The sequence below is a fragment of the Streptomyces sp. NPDC045695 genome (assembly GCF_056432025.1).
Genome location: NZ_JBWKJU010000006.1, coordinates 144,126 through 162,741, shown reverse-complemented (window position 1 = coordinate 162,741; position 18,616 = coordinate 144,126). Strand labels below are relative to the sequence as shown.

At 72.0% G+C, this 18,616-nt stretch carries 19 protein-coding genes; 9 read left to right on the top strand and 10 right to left on the bottom strand.

Annotated features, from left to right (window positions below):
• Positions 1–26: 26 nt before the first annotated feature.
• Together dnaK and grpE are read left to right on the top strand one after the other, a co-directional pair.
• The gene (dnaK, locus tag AC07DU_RS13445) at positions 27–1,910 is read left to right on the top strand and encodes a molecular chaperone DnaK (protein WP_479111606.1); all 1,884 of its coding nucleotides are present in this window, start codon (positions 27–29) and stop codon (positions 1,908–1,910) included.
• Positions 1,907–2,545, top strand: a complete 639-nt coding sequence (gene grpE, locus AC07DU_RS13440; protein WP_479111348.1) for a nucleotide exchange factor GrpE — start codon at positions 1,907–1,909, stop codon at positions 2,543–2,545. The genes dnaK and grpE overlap by 4 nt, the downstream gene beginning before the upstream one ends.
• A gap of 46 nt (positions 2,546–2,591) precedes the next feature.
• Here grpE and AC07DU_RS13435 read toward each other — a convergent pair whose 3' ends face one another.
• A complete protein-coding gene (locus tag AC07DU_RS13435) occupies positions 2,592–2,987 on the bottom strand; it encodes a hypothetical protein (protein WP_479033514.1) in 396 nt (131 codons plus the stop codon).
• A gap of 116 nt (positions 2,988–3,103) precedes the next feature.
• On the opposite strand from AC07DU_RS13435, the gene AC07DU_RS13430 reads away from it, so the two are divergent.
• Positions 3,104–3,556, top strand: coding sequence for a J domain-containing protein (locus AC07DU_RS13430; protein WP_479111347.1), 453 nt, complete (start codon positions 3,104–3,106; stop codon positions 3,554–3,556).
• Positions 3,557–3,649: 93 nt separating this feature from the next.
• Here the strand turns inward: AC07DU_RS13430 and AC07DU_RS13425 are convergent, their stop codons facing one another.
• The 4 genes from AC07DU_RS13425 to AC07DU_RS13410 form a co-directional block, all read right to left on the bottom strand.
• Complete coding sequence (locus AC07DU_RS13425) at positions 3,650–4,126, bottom strand: STAS domain-containing protein (RefSeq protein WP_479111344.1); 477 nt, start codon at positions 4,124–4,126, stop codon at positions 3,650–3,652.
• Between the two features lie 162 nt (positions 4,127–4,288).
• Positions 4,289–4,684, bottom strand: coding sequence for an STAS domain-containing protein (locus tag AC07DU_RS13420; RefSeq protein WP_360903438.1), 396 nt, complete (start codon positions 4,682–4,684; stop codon positions 4,289–4,291).
• Between the two features lie 19 nt (positions 4,685–4,703).
• On the bottom strand, positions 4,704–5,522 hold the full coding sequence (locus AC07DU_RS13415) for a GAF domain-containing protein (RefSeq protein WP_479111342.1): 819 nt from the start codon (positions 5,520–5,522) through the stop codon (positions 4,704–4,706).
• Positions 5,523–5,569: 47 nt separating this feature from the next.
• The gene (locus AC07DU_RS13410; protein ID WP_479111340.1) at positions 5,570–6,343 is read right to left on the bottom strand and encodes a GAF and ANTAR domain-containing protein; all 774 of its coding nucleotides are present in this window, start codon (positions 6,341–6,343) and stop codon (positions 5,570–5,572) included.
• 216 nt (positions 6,344–6,559) lie between these two features.
• On the opposite strand from AC07DU_RS13410, the gene AC07DU_RS13405 reads away from it, so the two are divergent.
• The gene (locus AC07DU_RS13405; RefSeq protein ID WP_479111338.1) at positions 6,560–7,093 is read left to right on the top strand and encodes a DUF5133 domain-containing protein; all 534 of its coding nucleotides are present in this window, start codon (positions 6,560–6,562) and stop codon (positions 7,091–7,093) included.
• 42 nt (positions 7,094–7,135) lie between these two features.
• Here AC07DU_RS13405 and AC07DU_RS13400 read toward each other — a convergent pair whose 3' ends face one another.
• From AC07DU_RS13400 to AC07DU_RS13380, 5 genes are all read right to left on the bottom strand, one after another.
• Positions 7,136–8,017, bottom strand: a complete 882-nt coding sequence (locus AC07DU_RS13400; RefSeq protein ID WP_479033496.1) for an SDR family oxidoreductase — start codon at positions 8,015–8,017, stop codon at positions 7,136–7,138.
• 62 nt (positions 8,018–8,079) lie between these two features.
• The gene (locus AC07DU_RS13395) at positions 8,080–10,320 is read right to left on the bottom strand and encodes a catalase (RefSeq protein ID WP_479111336.1); all 2,241 of its coding nucleotides are present in this window, start codon (positions 10,318–10,320) and stop codon (positions 8,080–8,082) included.
• Positions 10,321–10,360: 40 nt separating this feature from the next.
• Positions 10,361–11,545: a zinc-dependent alcohol dehydrogenase gene (locus AC07DU_RS13390; RefSeq protein WP_360903399.1), complete on the bottom strand. Its 1,185-nt coding sequence runs from the start codon at positions 11,543–11,545 to the stop codon at positions 10,361–10,363.
• A gap of 139 nt (positions 11,546–11,684) precedes the next feature.
• Positions 11,685–13,085, bottom strand: coding sequence for a M20/M25/M40 family metallo-hydrolase (locus AC07DU_RS13385; protein WP_479111334.1), 1,401 nt, complete (start codon positions 13,083–13,085; stop codon positions 11,685–11,687).
• Between the two features lie 31 nt (positions 13,086–13,116).
• On the bottom strand, positions 13,117–13,392 hold the full coding sequence (locus AC07DU_RS13380) for a DUF6480 family protein (RefSeq protein WP_479111332.1): 276 nt from the start codon (positions 13,390–13,392) through the stop codon (positions 13,117–13,119).
• A gap of 261 nt (positions 13,393–13,653) precedes the next feature.
• Between AC07DU_RS13380 and AC07DU_RS13375 the strand changes: the two genes are divergently transcribed.
• From AC07DU_RS13375 to AC07DU_RS13355, 5 genes are all read left to right on the top strand, one after another.
• A complete protein-coding gene (locus tag AC07DU_RS13375) occupies positions 13,654–14,544 on the top strand; it encodes an SDR family oxidoreductase (RefSeq protein ID WP_479111330.1) in 891 nt (296 codons plus the stop codon).
• A 131-nt stretch (positions 14,545–14,675) separates the two neighbouring features.
• Entirely contained in the window at positions 14,676–15,005 is a 330-nt protein-coding gene (locus AC07DU_RS13370; RefSeq protein WP_360903387.1) for a plasmid stabilization protein, read from the top strand.
• Between the two features lie 109 nt (positions 15,006–15,114).
• The gene (locus tag AC07DU_RS13365) at positions 15,115–15,567 is read left to right on the top strand and encodes an SRPBCC family protein (protein WP_360903384.1); all 453 of its coding nucleotides are present in this window, start codon (positions 15,115–15,117) and stop codon (positions 15,565–15,567) included.
• Positions 15,560–17,149 (top strand): phytoene desaturase family protein, encoded by a 1,590-nt coding sequence (locus AC07DU_RS13360; protein WP_360903381.1) that lies wholly within the window; start codon positions 15,560–15,562, stop codon positions 17,147–17,149. The genes AC07DU_RS13365 and AC07DU_RS13360 overlap by 8 nt, the downstream gene beginning before the upstream one ends.
• A gap of 132 nt (positions 17,150–17,281) precedes the next feature.
• Positions 17,282–18,532: a cytochrome P450 gene (locus AC07DU_RS13355; protein ID WP_479111328.1), complete on the top strand. Its 1,251-nt coding sequence runs from the start codon at positions 17,282–17,284 to the stop codon at positions 18,530–18,532.
• Positions 18,533–18,616: the final 84 nt, after the last annotated feature.

Sequence of the window (18,616 nt, the reverse complement as noted above, 5' to 3'; positions counted from 1 at the left end):
GGTTCTTGATCCGAGAGGAGCGCATGATGGCACGCGCAGTCGGGATCGACCTGGGCACGACCAACTCCGTCGTCGCCGTCCTTGAGGGCGGCGAGCCCACGGTCATCACCAACACCGAGGGAAACAGGACCACCCCTTCCGTCGTGGCCTTCGGCAAGGGCGGAGAGGTCCTCGTCGGAGAGATCGCCAAGCGGCAGGCGGTCACGAACGTCGACCGGACCGCGCGGTCCGTCAAGCGCCATGTCGGCGAGACGAACTGGCGCTTCCCGGAGTCCGGCGACATCGACGGCAAGCGGTACACGGCTCAGGAGATCTCCGCGCGCGTCCTGCAGAAGCTGAAGCGCGACGCCGAGGCCTACCTCGGGGAGGACGTCACGGACGCCGTGATCACCGTTCCGGCGTACTTCAACGACGCGCAGCGCACCGCCACGAAGGAGGCCGGTGAGATCGCGGGCCTGAAAGTCCTGCGCATCATCAACGAGCCGACGTCCGCGGCGCTCGCGTACGGCCTGGACAAGGAGAACGACCAGACGATCCTCGTCTTCGACCTCGGTGGCGGCACCTTCGACGTGTCGCTCCTGGAGATCGGCGAGGGGCTGGTGGAGGTCAAGTCCACCAACGGTGACACCCACCTCGGTGGCGACGACTGGGACCAGAAGATCGTCGATCACCTCGTGAAGCAGTTCCGGAACGCCTACGGGATCGACCTGTCCCAGGACAAGATGGCACTCCAGCGTCTGCGGGAGGCCGCCGAGAAGGCGAAGATCGAGCTGTCCTCCTCCACGGAGACGACGATCAACCTGCCCTACGTGTCCGCGTCCGCCGAGGGCCCACTGCACCTGGACGAGAAGCTCACCCGCAGCCAGTTCGAGCAGCTGACCGCCGACCTGCTGGAGCGCTGCAAGGCGCCGTTCCACAACGCGGTCAAGGACGCGAAGATCAAGGTCTCGGACATCGACCACGTCATCCTCGTCGGCGGCTCGACCCGCATGCCCGCGGTGACCGAGCTGGTCAGGGAGCTGACCGGCAAGGATCCCCACAAGGGCGTCAACCCGGACGAGGTCGTCGCCATCGGCGCGACGCTGCAGGCCGGTGTGCTCAAGGGTGAGGTCAAGGACGTCCTGCTCCTCGACGTGACCCCGCTGTCCCTGGGCATCGAGACCAAGGGCGGCATCATGACCAAGCTCATCGAGCGCAACACCACGATCCCGACCAAGCGCTCGGAGATCTTCACGACGGCCGAGGACAACCAGCCGTCCGTGCAGATCCAGGTCTACCAGGGCGAGCGCGAGATCGCGGCCTACAACAAGAAGCTCGGCATGTTCGAGCTGACGGGCCTGCCGCCGGCCCCGCGCGGCGTCCCGCAGATCGAGGTGTCCTTCGACATCGACGCCAACGGCATCATGCACGTCACGGCCAAGGACCTCGGCACGGGCAAGGAGCAGAAGATGACCGTCACCGGCGGCTCCTCGCTCCCCCGCCAGGACATCGACCGCATGGTCCGCGAGGCCGAGCAGCACGCCGAGGAGGACCGTCGCCGCAAGGAGGAGGCCGAGACCCGCAACAGCGCCGAACAGCTCGTCTACCAGACGGAGAGGCTGCTGCGGGACAACGAGTCCAAGATCCCGGCCGATCTGAAGACCGAGACCGAGACGGCGATCGGGGACCTGAAGGAGAAGCTGAAGGGGCAGGACACGGCCGCCATCCGCACGGCGACGGAGCACGCCGGTGCCGTCGCCCAGAGGATCGGCACCGCCCTCTACCAAACCGCCCAGGGAGCCGCCGCGGGCGGTGACGGTCAGGCATCCGGTGCCGGAGCGTCCGACCCCGGATCGTCCGGTGGTGCGGATGAAGATGTCGTCGACGCGGAGATCGTCGACGAGGACAGCCCGAAGGGAGAGGCGCGATGAGCCTGCCGAAGGCTTCCGACGGAACGCGAAAGCAGCAGCCCCCGGTCGTGATCAGGGACAAGCGGCGCATCGACCCCGTCACCCTGCAGCTGAGGGCAGCCGACAGCGGTGGTCCCGAGCAGACGCAGACCGGCGCCGCCGGACCAGGCTCCCCCGGCGGCGCCCCCGCCGCCGGGAGCACCGCTCCGCAGAGCGAGCTGGCGGAACGCACCGCCGATCTGCAGCGCCTGAAGGCGGAATACGACAACTACCGCAAGCGGGTTCAGCGCGACCGTCTCGCGGTGCGGGAGATCGCGGTCGCCAACGTCCTGGCCGGGCTGCTGCCCGTCCTGGACGCGATCGACCGCGCCCGTGAACACGGCGACCTCGACCCCGGCCTGCGCGCGGTCGCCGACGCGCTGGAAACCCAGCTCGCCACGCTCGGCCTCCAGGAAGTCGGGGCCCCGGGAGAACCCTTCGACCCCACCCATCACGAAGCGATCTCCTACCAGCGGTCCGACGAGGTCGACCGGCCCACCTGCACCACCGTGCTGCGCCGCGGCTACCGGGTCGGTGAGCACCTCCTGCGCCCGGCCCAGGTGACGGTGAGCGAGCCGCCCGACCGGGAGGAAGCACAAACCAGTGCTGTGACCTGAGGTACGCGTACCGGCCTGGCGTGCGCCGGGCCGGTAGAGGTGATGATCAGCCGGGCGTCGGCGCGGAGGGCCGCTGAGCGGGCATGCCGAGCTGTTCCGGCTGGATGTGCTCGGTGGCGCCGAGCAGGGGTGCGCCCTGCCGTTCGGGCCGGTGACCAGCGGTGTCGGCGACCCTCTCGCGCGGGGTGTCCGCCGCTCCGGGTGCTGCGGGAATCACCCGGCGGGCCAGGAGCCGGCCCACCCAGTGCCGACCGCACGCCGGGCACGGTGAGGCGCCGGCAGGCGTGTACGGGGAGGGCACGGGAAGGCCGTCGCGCGAGAAGTACTCCCACGTTCCGCCCTCTTCGTCGCGGTACTGCTGGACGTCGTAGTCGATGCTCCACTGGTGCCAGCACCGGCCGCACGTGAATTCCGCCCGTTCCAATGCCATCTCGGTAATCATGTCCGTCGCCTCCCTTCGGCTGCGACCTTCTCCTCACAGTCGAATACCCATCCAGGGTCACCTTGACAACATTGCGGACCGGCTTTATCACGGGTGGGAGAGGAGAGGTGCCGGTCATGGTGGAGGTGAGGGAAATGGGCGGCTCGCGACCGCCACGCGACCATTACACCGTCCTCGGACTCCCCGCGGAGGCGTCCCCGCAGCAGATCACCAGCGCCTACCGCGCGCTGATCCGCGCCCTGCACCCGGACACCCGCCCGGGCGGGCCGGTGGCCGAGGGCGAACTGGCCGAAGTCATCGAGGCCTACCGGACCCTGCACGATCCGCTGCGGCGGACCGCCTACGACGCCGAACGCGATCGGGAGCGGCAGGCCGCCGCCGGCCACCGGGTGCGGATCCCCGTCCGCGTGCGGTCCGCGCCGGGGACTACGGCGAGGCCGTTTCGGCCGTCCGCGGAAGGGACCCGGGAGAGGACCCGTCCGACGGTTCGGCCGGCCGCCTCACATCCGTACGAGGACCCCTTCGACTCCTTCGACCGCCTCATGGCATGGCTGCTTTTCCGTATTTAACGTCATCAACGTCATCGCGATAATCACTGCATGAATTCCCGTCACGGTAATTCGGCAGTAATGCCATTTCGCCGCGACGGCTGGCGGAGGTGGTCAGGCGGGGGTACGGAAGGAGCCCGGTCTGCGGCTGCGGCCCGCCACCGCACCGGAGGGCACGTACGCGCCGTTGGCCTCGTGCGTGCCTTGCTCGCGTCCTGCCCGTGCGCGGCAGTTCAGCAGACCGCGCAGTGCGGCGGCCGCTGCCTGACGTTCTCGGGCCCTGCCTTCGGGCAAGCCGCTGAGGTGCTGGACCACGTCGAGCAGGCGCCGGGGCTGGGGCTGCCAGTCGTAGACGGCCAGGGCCACACCGCGGGCCTCCAGGTGCCCGGCCAGGGTGAGAAGGCAGTGCAGGCCGCTGAGGTCCATGAACGGTACGCCCGCCATGGTGCAGTTCACGGCCGTGGTGTCCGCGTCGGCCAGCTGTTCGGCCTGGCCGAAGGCCGGGCAGCTCTCCAGGTCCAGTTCTCCGGAGGGAGCAAGGCACAGAGTCGTCCCGTAGCGCCTGACCGCGATGCGGAAAGCCGGGTTCATGGCGTCTCACCTCGCCATCCGGGTCCGCCCCGTCCGTCCACGGGGTGTCCCGACGACACGTCTCTCGACACGATTTTGGGCCCGGCCGGGGCTGTCGGGCAAGCGGCCGCCGGGCGAACGGTCCGGGCCGCGGTGATCGTCCGCGGCGCGGCAGAGCCCCCGTCAGCGGCAGGTCACGGACTTCTCGGCGGCCCCGAGGTCCTGGGCCCGCTGGGCGCGCTCGCCGATCAGGCGGCGGAAGCCGGCCAGAGCGTAGCGCTCGCCGGCCAGGGAGCCGGGCCCGGTGAGGCCGGCGATCTCGGCCAGGAGCTGCTGGGGCTGGTCCTGCCATCCCACGACGAGGACGCGCAGGCCCAGGCATTCCCCGCGCCGGTGCAGGTCGAGGAGGTGGAGGAGACCCGCCGGGTCCATGGACGTCGCCCGGTGCAGATCGATCATGAGGACCCGTGCTTCGGCCGGGAGGTGGTCCAGCGCCCGCTGGAGCACCGGGGCCGCTCCCTCGTCGAGGGCCCCGGCCAGTCCGACCAGGAGCGTGTGACCGCGGGCTTCGGCGTCCATGCTGATCAATGCGTTCTCCTCACGACAGCGGTGGGCGTACGAGCCCCCCCGTTTGGCCGTCATCCTGGCCAACCGGGCCGCCATTCGCCTTGAGGCTCGCCCATACGGCACGGTCGTCATGGCGCCAGGACGGTGTGGGGGTCGAGGGTGCGGCGTACGAGCTGGTCCACCACGTCGGTGGGGCGAAGGTGGTGGCGGCGGGAGTAGGCGTAGAGGTGGTCGGCGCCTTCGGGCGGGGTGATGTCGGCCGTGGCGGCGAGCATCCCGCTGGCGGTGTCGAAGACCGCTTTCCCGGCCAGGGCCGTCTGCGTGCGCAGGGTGATGTCCTCGGGTGCCGCTCCCAGGTCAGGACCGCGGTGGTGGCGACGTCGGCCAGGGCCCGCAGAAGGGCGTTGTCGGCGTCCGTGAGGGCGGTCGGCCGGTGGGCCAGCAGGTTGAGCGCGCCGATGACGTGCCCGCGGTGCTGCAGGGGGAGGGCGTGGGCGCTCTGGTAGCCGGCCGCCCGGGCGAGCGGCGTGAAGACGGGCCAGCGCTCCTCGTGCGACGCCAGCTCCGGGGCGTGCACCGCGTCGCCGGTGGTGAAGGCGTCGATGCAGGGGCCCTGCTTGGTCTCGGCCTGCCAGATTTCGGTGAGTTCGGCGGCGTGCTCCGTCGTGATCGCGGACCGCAGGCCGCCGCGTGAGTTGACGAGCATGACGCCGGCTGCGTCGACGGACGTCAGCGCGACACTGTGCCGGACGAGGTGTCCGAGGAGGACAAGGGGGTCGACATCGTCGCCGAGGGTGTCGCTGAGCGCGACGAACGCCTCGGTGAGCTGCTGCTCTCGGGTGGTGGTCATGCCGGTGTCACCGTTTCCCTGCTCCAGCCGTCCATGGGGGGGCGGGCCTAGTCATGGAACCTGATTCTCCCGGCGATCACGTCGAAAGCCGCCTCCGTCACGGACTGTCCGTGGGAGAAGGCGTGAGCCCTCAGGCGGGCCAGTGCATCCTGGGGATCGACCCCGAGATACACCATGATCATTCCAGTGGCCTGGTGAACCTCCTCATGATCGGTTTCGGCCGCGTGCAGCCACGACCCGTCCAGATCGGTCCCGGCTCCGGGATCCTGTGCCTGGAGCGCCAGCAGGGCGGTGGTGATCGCGTCGGCCGCGGGGAAGGCGAGGGACCGGTCCCGCTCGGTGAGCGGACCGGGCCGGTCGCGGTAGAGGTCGAGGGTGCCGATCGCCAGGCCGCTGCTGCCGAGCGGCAGGCTGAACACGGCCTGCACGCCGAGCTCGACGGCCTGCTGGGCGAACAGCGGCCATCGGCCGGCGTCCGGTCCCCGCGTGAGGTCGGCGGCGAACACGGGCGCGGCCTGTTCCAGCACGGTGCGGCACGGGCCCTCGCCGAGCGTGTACTGGGCCTCCGCCAGCCGGCTGGCCACGCCGTCGCTGGACCACCACAGGCTGCGGACGTCCGCGTCCCCGTGCAGGGAGACCGAGGCCCCGCTGACGTCCATGAGATCGACGCAGGCCCTCGCCAGAGCGGCCGGCGCTCCTTCGGCGGCCGATCCGTCGAGGCCTCCCAGGAAGAGTTCGCTCAGGCGCCCGTACTCGCGGCCGCCCCCCGGGAACGATCCCTTCTCGGGTCCTTCGCCGTCCTGGGGATGGACCGGATCCACGGTGCCTCACCTCCAGCCACAGCCCGCTCCTTCCATCCTCCTCCACGGAGACAGCCGAACGCACCCTTCGGGGGGACCGCTGAATGCCTCGACGCGAGCGGGTGTCGCACCGGCGCGGGGTGTGCCGGTCGCGACGATCCAGGGCATGACTCCGGTGGGCGCCCGTGCTGTGGCCCCCTCCTCCTCCTGCTGCCTGGACCGACCGAAGGGACCTCCATGGCCACACCCTCCGACCCGTTCCCCCTCGCCGTGGCCGCCGGACAGGACGGCGGGTGTCCGCCGGCAGCGCCGACGACCGCGTGGGCGGTGGGGACGTTGATGGCCGCCACACCGTGCTCGGCCCGTGACGCGAGGGGGATCCTGGCCGCGGCCGCCGACCTGGCCCGGACCACCGTGCACAGCCTGGCGGCCGCGATGACGGCCGCCTCCCACGGCACGCCCCTGCCCGCCCCGGTCGAGCGGGCCCTGCGCCACGCGGTCGAAGCGGCCCGCAGGGCCGCGCCCGTGGGGCACACCCGCGGAACCGCCCTCGTGCCCAGTCGGGCACGGACCGAAGAGGTCCTGAACCGGCTGCGGGCCTGCCGGGCACGCCTGGCCGCTGCCCCCGACGACCCGGCGGCCCTGCGGGCCATGGACGACGTCACCTACACGCTGTGCGTGCTCATGGGCCGTCCCACCACGCACGAGGCCGTGCGCGCGGCGGAGGACCTCCTCTCCGGTCCTGCCGGACCGTCCGGACCGGACGCATGAACGGGGGCCCACCCAGGTGCCGTCGTCCGGGAGCGGCGTTCCTCAGGAATCCCGCAGTTCGTCGTCAGCGCGCCCGCCGGCACCCAGCAGGCCAGTGGCCCCGAAGGGCGCGGCACGTTCGAGGCGGGGTAGTTCGGTGCGGGCGACCCGGGTGACGAGGGCCGGCAGGGCGGCACGCACGGGCTGGACGGCCCGCAGCCAGGCGGGTACGTACACCGTCGGCCTCCGGCGCTCCGCCGCGGTCGCCAGTCGGTCCGCGACCTGCTCGGCCGGATACACCTTGCGCGCGGGTGGCGGCATGTGGGCGCGCAGTTCCCGCAGGACGGCGTGACGGTCGGCGTCCCGGATCATGTCGGTGTCCGTCCAGTTGATGTAGGCGATCGCGACGGCGACACCGTGGGGCGCCAGTTCGGCGCGCAGTGCCTGGGCCAGGGACTCGACGCCGGCCTTGGATGCGCAGTAGGCGCTCATCAGCGGGGACGCACCCATGGATGCCAGGGAGGCGACCTGGAGGTAGTAGCCGCGCGTGTCGAAGAGATCGGGCAGGAAGGAGCGCACGGTCGTGGCACTGCCGATGAGGTTGACCTCGATCACGCGGCGCCAGGTCCGCGGGTCGGAATCGGCGAACGGTCCGCCTTCGGCGATGCCCGCGTTGCCCACCACCACGGACGCGGGCCCGAGGCGGGTGCGGACCTTGCGGGCAGTGGCCGCCATGGCCGCGTCATCGGTCACGTCGACGCTCCAGCAGGCGGTGTCGTGGCGCAGTGTCCCGGCCACCCGCTCCAGGCTCGCCTCCTCCAATCCCAGCAGGGCCAGCCGGGCGCCCCGGTCATCGAAGGCCCGCGCCAGTGCGGCTCCCAGTCCCCGCGCGGCGCCGGTCACCACCACGGTGCGACCCCTCAGGGGCCGGTCGCGTGTCCGCATGCTCACTGTGCCTCCAGCTCACTGTGCCTGCCCCGTCCGCTCACCCCCGTCCCGCGCCGGGATCAGGCCTCGGCCGGAAACCTGTCCCAGGCCCGGTGCTCGGCCAGGGCCGCGGCGACGCTCTCCACGACCGCCGCGCCGTCCTCTCCGAGTGCGATGCCCGGACCGTCCGCATCGAGGCCGGCGGCGTCGAGCAGCCGCTCCGCGCCGTTCCAGCCGCCGATGGCCTTGCCGTGCCGGTACGCCTCGGTGAGGAGCAGCAGTACGCGCGGGTCGGGCGCTTCGGGGGGCCTGGCCGTACCGGCCTTGGCGTCGCGGGCACCGTACGCGTCCGCGCCCGCCAGGGGCACGCCGGCGAACAGGAGGGCGTCGAACTCGACGGAGCGGGCGGTGGCGAAGGTGCGCCGAACGGTGATCGGGTCGCCGCCGGAATGGAGGGTGCCGCCGGTCGGGGCGACGACGAGGGGCACCATGCCTGCGTCCAGGACGGCCTGCCGGGCGGCCCGCACGCCGTCCAGGTCGGCCGCGGCGTCGACGACGATGCCGATCACACGGCCGTCGGTCGGCCAGGTCCGTCCCAGCTGTGAGAGGGCCGGGCTGGGGTCCACCGCGGCGTGCGGGACGGTGGCGTCCGGGGCCGGCAGGCCGAGGCCCGCGGCGACCCCTTCGCAAAGCTGCGGATCGATGTTCGCGAGGACGGTCAGCATCCGTTCCCTGATGGCCTGTTCGTAGCACTTGCTCAGTTCGAAGGTGTAGGCGGCGATGATGTGTTCGCGTTCAGGCGGGGTCATGCTGAGCCAGAAGAGCCGCGGCTGGGAGAAGTGGTCCGAGAAGGATGCGGGCGCCTCGCGGACCTTGCTGGCCGCGGGGACCTTCACGGGTGTCTCGACGAAGGCGCTGGTGTCGCCTCCGGCGAGGAAGGGACAGCCACCGTCGAGGCTGTTGGGCCGGTAAGGGGCGACGCCGGTGTGGACGGCGGTCTGGTGCATGCCGTCGCGGAGCATGTCGTTGACGGGGGCCTGCGGCCGGTTGATCGGGATCTGGCCGAAGTTGGGCCCGCCGAGCCGGCTGATCTGGGTGTCGAGGTAGGAGAAGAGCCGGCCGGCGAGCAGCGGGTCGTCGGTGACGTCGATGCCGGGGACGAGGTGACCGGGGTGGAAGGCGACCTGTTCCGTCTCGGCGAAGAAGTTCTTCGTGTTGGCGTTCAGGGTCATGAGCCCGACGGGCTGGACCGGCGCGCGCTCCTCCGGGACGATCTTCGTCGGGTCGAGGAGGTCGATCCCCTCGAACGTCTGCTCCGCGGTGTCGGGGAAGACCTGGATGCCCAGTTCCCACTGGGGGAACGCACCGGATTCGATGGCGTCGAACAGGTCCCGGCGGTGGAAGTCGGGATCCATACCGTTGATGAGCTGGGCTTCCTCCCAGACCAGCGAGTGCACGCCCAGTTTCGGCTTCCAGTGGAACTTCACCAGAGCGGTGTCACCCGCCGTGTTGACCAGGCGGAAGGTGTGGACGCCGAAGCCCTCCATCATGCGGTACGACCGCGGGATCCCCCGGTCGGACATGTTCCAAAGGGTGTGGTGGGTGGCCTCGGTGTGCAGGGACACGAAGTCCCAGAACGTGTCGTGCGCGCTCTGCGCCTGCGGGATCTCCCGGTCCGGATGGGGCTTGCCGGCGTGGATGATGTCGGGGAACTTGATCGCGTCCTGGATGAAGAACACCGGGATGTTGTTGCCGACCAGGTCGAAGGTGCCCTCGTCGGTGTAGAACTTCGTCGCGAAGCCCCGCGTGTCGCGCACGGTGTCGGCCGAACCGCGCGATCCGAGGACGGTGGAGAACCGCACGAACACCGGAGTCTCCACGTCCTTCGCCAGGAAGGCGGCACGCGTCACTTCCGAGGCCGTGCCGTAGCCCTGGAAGACGCCGTGCGCGGCGGCGCCGCGCGCGTGGACCACACGCTCCGGGATCCGCTCGTGGTCGAAGTGCGTGATCTTCTCGCGCAGATGGTGGTCCTGGAGCAGGACCGGCCCCCGCGCGCCGGCCTTCAGCGAGTGATCGGTGTCGTGGAGCCGGGCCCCCTGGGCGGTGGTGAGGTACGCGCCGCTCTGGGCCGTGCGCGCCTGCTCCACCCCGGTGGCCTGCCCGGTGGGGCTCACGGTCTCCGGCCCTTCCTGGTCCGGCTTCGCCGGGAAGGGCTCCGCGGGCTGCGCCGGCTCGGCCACGGGCGGGGACACCGGTCCCGGCTTGCCCGGTACGCCGTCCCCGTCCGGCTCCGGGGCGGCAGGGGTGTGCTTCGTGGTCATCGTTTCTCCCAACTGGTCAGGTGCTCAGGTGCTCAGGCGGTCACGGCTTGAAGAGGACCTTGACGGCGCCGTCCCGCTTCTTCTGGAACATCTCGTAGGCGTCCGGCGCCTCCTCGAGGGGCAAACGGTGCGTGGCGAAGTCGTCGACGCCGAGGGGATCGTCGTCGACGAGCAGGGGGAGGATGTCGTCGACCCAGCGCCGGACGTTGGCCTGGCCCATGCGCAGGGTGAGCTGCTTGTCGAACATCGTCAGCAGCGGCAGCGGATCGACCGCGCCTCCGTAGACCCCGGACACCGACAGGGTGCCGCCGCGGCGAACGAGGTCGATGGCGGTGTGGAGCGCGGACAGCCGGTCGATGCCCGCCCGCTTCATCAAGGGCGCGGCCAGGGCGTCGGGCAGGCGGGTGGTCATGCCCTGCGCGGCGGCGGCCATGCGGCTGCCGTGGGCCTCCATGCCCACGGCGTCGATGACGGCGTCGGGGCCGCGCCCGCCCGTGAGGGCTCGTACGGCGTCCACCAGGTCGTCGCCGCCGTCCTGGACGTCCAGGGTGTGGACGCCGCGGCTGCGGGCCCGCTCCAGGCGTTCGGGAACGAGGTCGATGCCGATGACCGTACCGGCGCCGCGGTGAGCGGCGATGCGGCAGCTCATGTCCCCGATGGGCCCCAGGCCGAGGACGGCGACGCTGCCGCCCGGCGGAACGGACGCGTACTCGACGGCCTGCCATGCCGTGGGCAGGACGTCGGACAGGTAGACGAAACGCTCGTCGGACGGTCCGACCGGCACCTGGATGGGCAGGGAGTTGCCGAACGGGACGCGCAGGTACTCGGCCTGCCCGCCCGGGACCTGCCCGTAGAGCTTCGTGTAGCCGAAGAGGGAGGCTCCGGTGCCGTGCTCGTGGACCTGTGTCGTCTCGCACTGGGACTGCAGGCCCCGGTCGCACATGAAGCACGAGCCGCACGAGATGTTGAAGGGGACCACCACCCGGTCGCCGGCCTTCAGCGAGGTGACGTCGGGGCCCACCTCCACGACGGTGCCCATGGGCTCGTGGCCCAGGATGTCGCCGGGGTCGAGAAACGCTCCGAGCACCTCGTAGAGGTGCAGGTCCGAGCCGCACAGGCCCGTCGTGGTGACTTTGACGATCACGTCGTCGGGGTCGTGGATCGTGGGATCGGGCACGGTGTCGACGCGTACGTCCCGCTTGCCGTGCCAGGTGAGTGCCCTCATGAACGCCTCCTTGGGGACGGGGCTGCCGCTCGGCCCTGTCGGTGCCCAGCGGGGGCCCGCTGTGGCCGTGCTCCTCACCCTGCGCGTGCCCCCTGCCGTGCCGGCGAACCGGGCGGCCCCCCCAACCTGTATGTGCCGGTTACGGGGACGTTCCGCGTCCGTGCGCGGGCCCGCGCAGGGCGGGCTCAGAGGCCAGCTCTCCGAGGAAACAGGCCAGCGTGCGGACGCCGAGGCGCAGTGCTTCGATCTCCACCCGTTCCTCGGCTGCGTGCCAGCGGTCCCCGGGCAGTCCCGTCCCGAAGAAGAGCACGGGCGCGTCGCAGGCGCGGGCGAGCTGGGCGGCGGGGGTGGCCCCGCCGTTGCCGATGTACCGGGCGGGGGCTCCGTAGGCATGGCTGACCGCCCGTGTCAGGGCCGCCAGCGCGGGGTGGTCGGAGGGCGTCCGGTACGGGTCGGAGACGGTCGAGGACACCTCCAGGTCGTAGGTGAAACCCGGTCGGCGGTGCTCGTCCAGCCAGGCGCGCAGCTGGTCCGCGACCCGGTCGGCCCGCTGGTCCGGTACGAGCCTGAAGAGCAGGTCCGCACTGGCCCTCGCCGGGATGAGTCCGAGAGCGGGAGCATCGGTGCGCCCGGCCGTGAGGCGGGCGACCTCGGCGGAGGGACGGGTCCACAGCCGCTGGGGCACCGTGAACCCCGTTTCCCCGGCGGCCTCGCACGTACCGGTGTCCTCCAGCCACGCCGTCAGGTCGAAGGGCAGGGAGTCCAGTCCTGCGAGGACGGTTCCGGGGTCGGCCACCGCGTCGTACAAACCGGGCAGGGTGATGCGGCGGGACCCGTCGACGAGGAGGTCCAGCAGCCGGCACAGCTCGAAGGCCGCGTTCGCGGCGGCGCCGGACACCGCACCGCTGTGGAGGTCGCGCCGGGCTCCGCGGACGGTGAGGGTGGCGGTGACCGACCCGCGGACCACCACGCAGACGGTCGGCTCGTCCAGGGACCAGAGCATGGAGTCGGAGACCATGACCACGTCCGCTTCGAGGTCGGCGGCGTGCTCCGACAGCAGATCGGCCATGTGCACGGAGCCGATCTCCTCCTCCCCCTCGATCAGGTACTTCACCGTCACCGGCGGCGCCGAGCGCGGGCCCGCGCGCGCACGCAGGGCCCACAGGTGGCACATGATCTGCCCCTTGGCATCGGACGCGCCCCGCCCGTAGAGACGCCCGTCGCGCCGGAGCGGTGCGAAGGGCGCGGTGACGTGCCATTCGGAGGGCTCGACCGCATGGACGTCGTGGTGGCTGTAGACCAGCAGGACCGGGGCGTCCGGATCGGCGGCCGGCCAGCAGCCGTAGACGGCCGGCAGGCCGGGCGTCTCCCACACCTCCGCACGGGGGAACCCGGTCCGGCTCATGGTCCGCGCCAGCCATCGGGCGGATCGCCGTACGTCATCGGCCCGGCGGGCGTCGGACGACACGGAGGCGACGCCCACCCAGTGAGCCAGGTCGGCCAGGTCGTTCGCGCCGACCCGGCCGGCCTGCCCGGCCATCCCCACGGGTTCCACGGCGGTCCGGAGCCGTTCAGACGTTCAGCATGATGGCGTAGGCGAGGAAGAAGAGGGCGCAGACCAGGGCCAGCAGGCAGATCACCAGGAGGGGACCCTTCCCCCAGCCGCGCGTCAGGGGACGGTACGGACCCGCGCCGGAGCCGGTGCTCGACTCACCGGGTGGGGTCTCGCCCGGCGGTACGCCGCCGACCTGCGGGCGCGACGTGTTCCCCGGGCCTGATTCCGGAGCGTTCCCGGCGCCCGGTTCCGGAACGTTCCCCGCACCTGGTTCTGGGACGTGTGCGGACATGTCTGCCTCCTCTCCACGAAGGCCGGGGCCGCCCTGTCGGCAGGTCGACCGGGCCTGACCGGCGCCTACCCACCGCCTGGCGGGCCACTCCTCACGGCCCGTCGGACCGAAGGGGCCGGTTCGTGTTCACGGCGGACGGATGCGGGCAGATGCGGGGACGCGCACCATGACCTTGACGTCCCCCGTACCACGTCCCATGTCCCCTGTCCCACCCCCTGATCCGCCCGACAAGGGCACACGACGGAGCACGACGGAGATCCCATGCCTCAGGAAGCGCCCCGAGTCCCCGACCCGGTGACACGCCACCCCAGCCCTCCCTTTCCCGAGCGGAAGCAGGACCATCCCGGCTCCACGGAGCTGATGGCGCCGCGACCCGACCACGGGGAGGACTCCTACCAGGGTCACGACGTCCTGCTCGACCGGGCGGCGGTCGTGACCGGCGGCGATTCCGGAATCGGCAGGGCGGTCTGCCTGGCGTTCGCGCGCGAAGGCGCGGACGTCGTCTTCACCCACCTCCCCGAGGAGGCGGACGAGGCAGCCGAGACCACGCGCCTGATCCGCGCCGCGGGCCGCACGGCGGTCCCGGTCGAGTGCGACATCCGTGACGAGGAGCAGTGCGCGGCCCTGATCGACCGGGCCGTGGACGCCTTCGGCCGCGTCGACCTCCTCGTCAACAACGCCGCCTACCAGATGTCCCAGCCCGACGGCATCGAGGCGATCACCACGGAGCAGTTCGACCGGGTGATGAAGACCAACCTGTACGGGATGTTCTGGCTCACCCGCAAGGCGCTGGCGCACATGCCGCGCGGCGGGGCGATCATCAACACCACCTCCGTACAGGGCTACCAGCCGAGTCCGCACCTCCTCGACTACGCGATGACGAAGTCGGCGATCATCTCCTTCACCCACGGGTTGGCGCAGATGCTCGCCGAGCGCGGCATCCGGGTCAACGGGGTCGCCCCCGGCCCGGTGTGGACGCCGCTGATCCCGGCCACGATGCCCGAGGTGCAGCGGTTCGGCGAACAGTCACCCTTGGGGCGCCCGGCCCAGCCCTCCGAAATGGCGCCCGCGTACGTCTTCTTGGCCTCCCCCCAGGCGAGTTACATCACCGGGGAGATCGTCAACGCCACCGGCGGCACGCCCCTGCCGTGACCTGGTCCGCCGGCTCAGGGGGGCCCAACCCCCGTGCGCGGAGGGTGCCCGGTTCGGACCGTGTGAGATGCGGTGCGAGCGGGGTAGGCGCACGATGACCGTGACACCAACCACCGATGAAAGGTCCTGTCATGCCCCGAGGATCCAGCCCCAAGCGCGAGCGTCAGTACGAACACGTCAAGGAGTCGGGTGAGAAGCGCGGTATGTCGGAGGACCGCGCGAAGGAAATGGCCTCCCGCACGGTGAACAAGGAACGTGCGCGTTCCGGGGAGAGCAAGACGGCGAGCAGCAGCTCCACCCAGGGCAAGTCCGCCTCGCAGCGCGGCGGCGAGAAGTCCCGTGGCGGCGGCGGTTCGTCCGAACGCACCAAGGACGAGCTGTACCAGGAGGCGAAGAAGCGCGGCATCGAAGGCCGCTCCACGATGACCAAGGACCAGCTCAAGAGCGCACTCGGCCACTGACCGCGCAGGCACCCGTCGGCACCCGTCTGGCCGGGCCGTTCCAGGCCACCAGTGCGGGCATGGCCGTTGCGCCGCACCCCTACCGTTCCGGTGACACGAGGAGTCCCCCGTGGCCGTGCGTCATCAGCTCATCCGGCGTCCTCCTCGCAGTGTGTGGGCGGTGCTCGCCGACCCGGCCCTGTACGGGGAGTGGGTGGTGGGCCCGTCCGAGTCCACGCCGCTCGACCACAGTTGGCCCGCACCGGGTTCCCGGCTGCGGTACACGGTCCGGCTCGGCCCGTGGTCCCTCCAGGGCACGACGACCGTACGCCACCAGGAACCCGGCCGGGAGCTGGAGTTGGAGGCGGCGTTCAAGGCACTCGGCACGGCGCGGATCTTCCTCCAGCTCAGGCCGTGGGGCGAGGAGACCCTCGTCGTCTGCGACGAGCATCCGCTGCGCGGCCTGGGAGGGACGCTGCACAACCCCCTGAGCGAAGCGGCCATCCAGCTCAGGCACCGGGGCATGCTGGCCCGCCTGGCCAGGCTCGTGGAACAGCGGCACGACGAGGTGGTCCGTGCCTGACGCGGTGGTGATCGGCGCCGGGCCCAACGGCCTGGTGGCCGCGAACGTACTGCTCGACGCCGGGTGGAGCGTGGAGGTCCTGGAGGCGCAGGACGAGCCCGGAGGAGCGGTACGCAGTGACCGCGGGGTGCACCCGGACTACGTCTCGGACGTCTTCAGCGCCTTCTACCCCCTGGCCGCCGCCTCCCCCGTCCTGGCCAGGCTCGACCTCGCCGCCGAGGGCCTGCGCTGGGCTCACGCCCCCGCCGTGCTGGCCCATCCGCTGCCGGACGGCCGGTGCGCGGTGCTGGAGCGGCGGGTGGAGGACACCTGCGCCGGCCTGGCCGGCTTCGCGCCCGCCGACGCCGAGGCCTGGCAGGCCCTGTACCGGACGTGGAGCCGGGTGGGGCCCGACCTCGTACAGGCCCTGTTCACGCCGTTCCCCCCGGTGCGCTCCGGGCTCCGGCTGGCGGCGAAGCTCCGCGCCGGCGGCGGGCTGCGGCTGGCCCGCAAGCTGGCCCTGCCGGTGCGCCGCCTGGGTGAGGAGGAGTTCGCAGGGGAGGGCGGCCGCCTCCTGCTGGCCGGCAACGCCCTGCACGCCGACCTGGCACCGGAAGCGGCCGGCAGCGGTGGCTTCGGCTGGCTGATGTCGATGCTCGGGCAGAGCCACGGTTTCCCGGTGCCCGTCGGCGGAGCGGGCGCGCTGACCGATGCGCTCGTGAGCCGCCTGCGGCGTCGCGGGGGCGTCCTGCGCTGCGGGGAGCGCGTCACCTCCGTCGACGTACGCGGGGGCACGGCCGTCGGGGTCGAGACCGCGGGCGGGGAGACGGTCGGCGCGCGCCGCGCGGTACTGGCCGACACGTCGGCGCAGTCCCTGTACCGCGACCTCGTCGGCGAGGCACACCTGCCGCCACGGCTCCTGCGCGACCTGGAGCGCTTCCAGTGGGACTTCGCGACCTTCAAGGTCGACTGGGCTCTGACGGGGCCGGTGCCGTGGACGGCGCCGGGGGCGGTCGGGGCGGGTACGGTCCACCTCGCCGACGGCGTCGACGGCCTGACCAGGTTCGCCGCACAGATCGCCACGGGACACGTGCCGGACGAGCCGTTCGTCCTGTTCGGCCAGATGACCACCGCGGACCCCAGCCGCTCCCCCGCCGGGACGGAGTCGGCTTGGGCCTACACCCACCTTCCCCAGCGCGTCACCGCCGACGCCGGCCCCGACCGCCTCACCGGCCGGTGGGACAACCGCGAGGAGGAGGCCATGGCCGACCGCGTCGAAGCCCAGGTGGAACGCTTCGCGCCCGGCTTCCGCGCCCTGATCCGGGCCCGCCGGATCCTGTCCCCCACCACCCTCCAGGCCATGGACGAGAACCTCCACAACGGGGCCATCAACAACGGCACCGCCGCCCTGCACCAGCAGACGGTCTTTCGCCCCACTCCCGGCACGGGCCGGCCCGAGACCCCCGTCAAGAACCTGTACCTGGCTTCTGCCGCCGCCCATCCCGGCGGAGGAGTCCACGGCGCGCCCGGTGCGAACGCCGCCCGCGCCGCCCTGCGTCCCCACGGCCTGCACTCCTTCCTCCACGGCGCCCAACGCGTCTGACGAGCACGGCGGGTGCCGGGCGCACGGCCGCGTACGGCCGCGTGCGTCCCGTTGCGCCCCCGCACGGCCCCGCACGAGTGACCTCCCGGTGTCACGTGCGTGCCCAGGGCCCCGGCCGGGTACGCGCGCTCCATGCCTCCCTCCATGAAGTCCGCCCCGTGGCCCGACAGCACGCTCGGGCTCCTCGCCCACGGCTACGCATGGCTGCCCAACCGGATGCGCCACGCCGCCGACGGCGTCGTCCGGACCCGTCTGATGGGCCGGCCCACCGTCGCCCTGCGCGGCCCCGACGCGGTCGCCTTCTTCTACGACGAGAAGCACGTCGTACGCACCTGCGCCCTGCCCGACCCCGTCCTGGACACCCTCTTCGGCCAGGGCGCCGTCCACACGCTCGACGGAGAGGTGCACCGGGTACGCAAGGCGATGTTCCTCGCCCTCCTCAAGGACGGCGACGGCGTCGCATCGCTGGGCGGGCACGTCCGTCGGCGGTGGCGCGAAGCGGTGGCCGCGCGGCACCAGGACCACGTGGTGGTCTTCGACACGGCCGCCACGGTCCTGGGCCTCGCGGTCCGCGACTGGGCGGGTGTGCCGCTCTCCGACGCGGCCACCGCGGAGCTGGCACGCGACTGCACGTCCATGGTCGACGGATTCGCCTCCCCCGGCCCCCGCCACCTGCGCGCCCGCCGGGCCCGCCGCCGCCAGGAGGACGCCCTCGCCGCTCTGATCACCGAGGTGCGCCAGACCTCGCAGGGGGACACCGCGCGGTCGGCACTGGAGGCGGTGGCCTGGTATCGCGACCTGGGCGGAACCCTGCTGGACCCCCGGACCGCCGCGGTCGAGCTGCTGAACGTCATCCGGCCCACGGTCGCCATCGCCTGGTTCGCCGCGTTCGCCGCTCACGCACTCCACCGGTGGCCCGGGCACCGCGACCTGCTGCGCGCCGACACCGCGGGCGCCTATGCCGAGGCGTTCGCCCATGAGGTGCGCAGGTTCTACCCCTTCGCCCCCTTCGTGGCGGGCCTCGCGGCGCGGGACCTGACCTGGCAGGGGGAGGACATCGGCAAGGACAGCATGGTCCTGCTCGACCTGTACGGACAGAACCACGATCCCGCCCTGTGGGAGCACCCGTACCGGTTCGATCCGCAGCGTTTCACCAGCACGGACGGGCTGCGGAACCCACTGGACTACCTCGTGCCCCAGGGCGGCGGGGACCCGGCCGACGGCCACCGCTGCCCGGGAGAGGACATCACCGTCACAGCGCTGGCGGTCATCGCGACGGAACTGGCGCGGCTCGACTACGACGTCCCCGACCAGGACCTCCGCATTCCCCTGTCCCGTATGCCCACGCTCCCCCGCACCGGCTTCGAGCTCCGCCTGCTGTGACCGCCGGGGCCGGTACCGGCAGACCGGCTGCCGGGCCGGCCCGGGCTGCTCGCGTCAGGCGGCGCGGGCCCGTGCGGCCCTCTG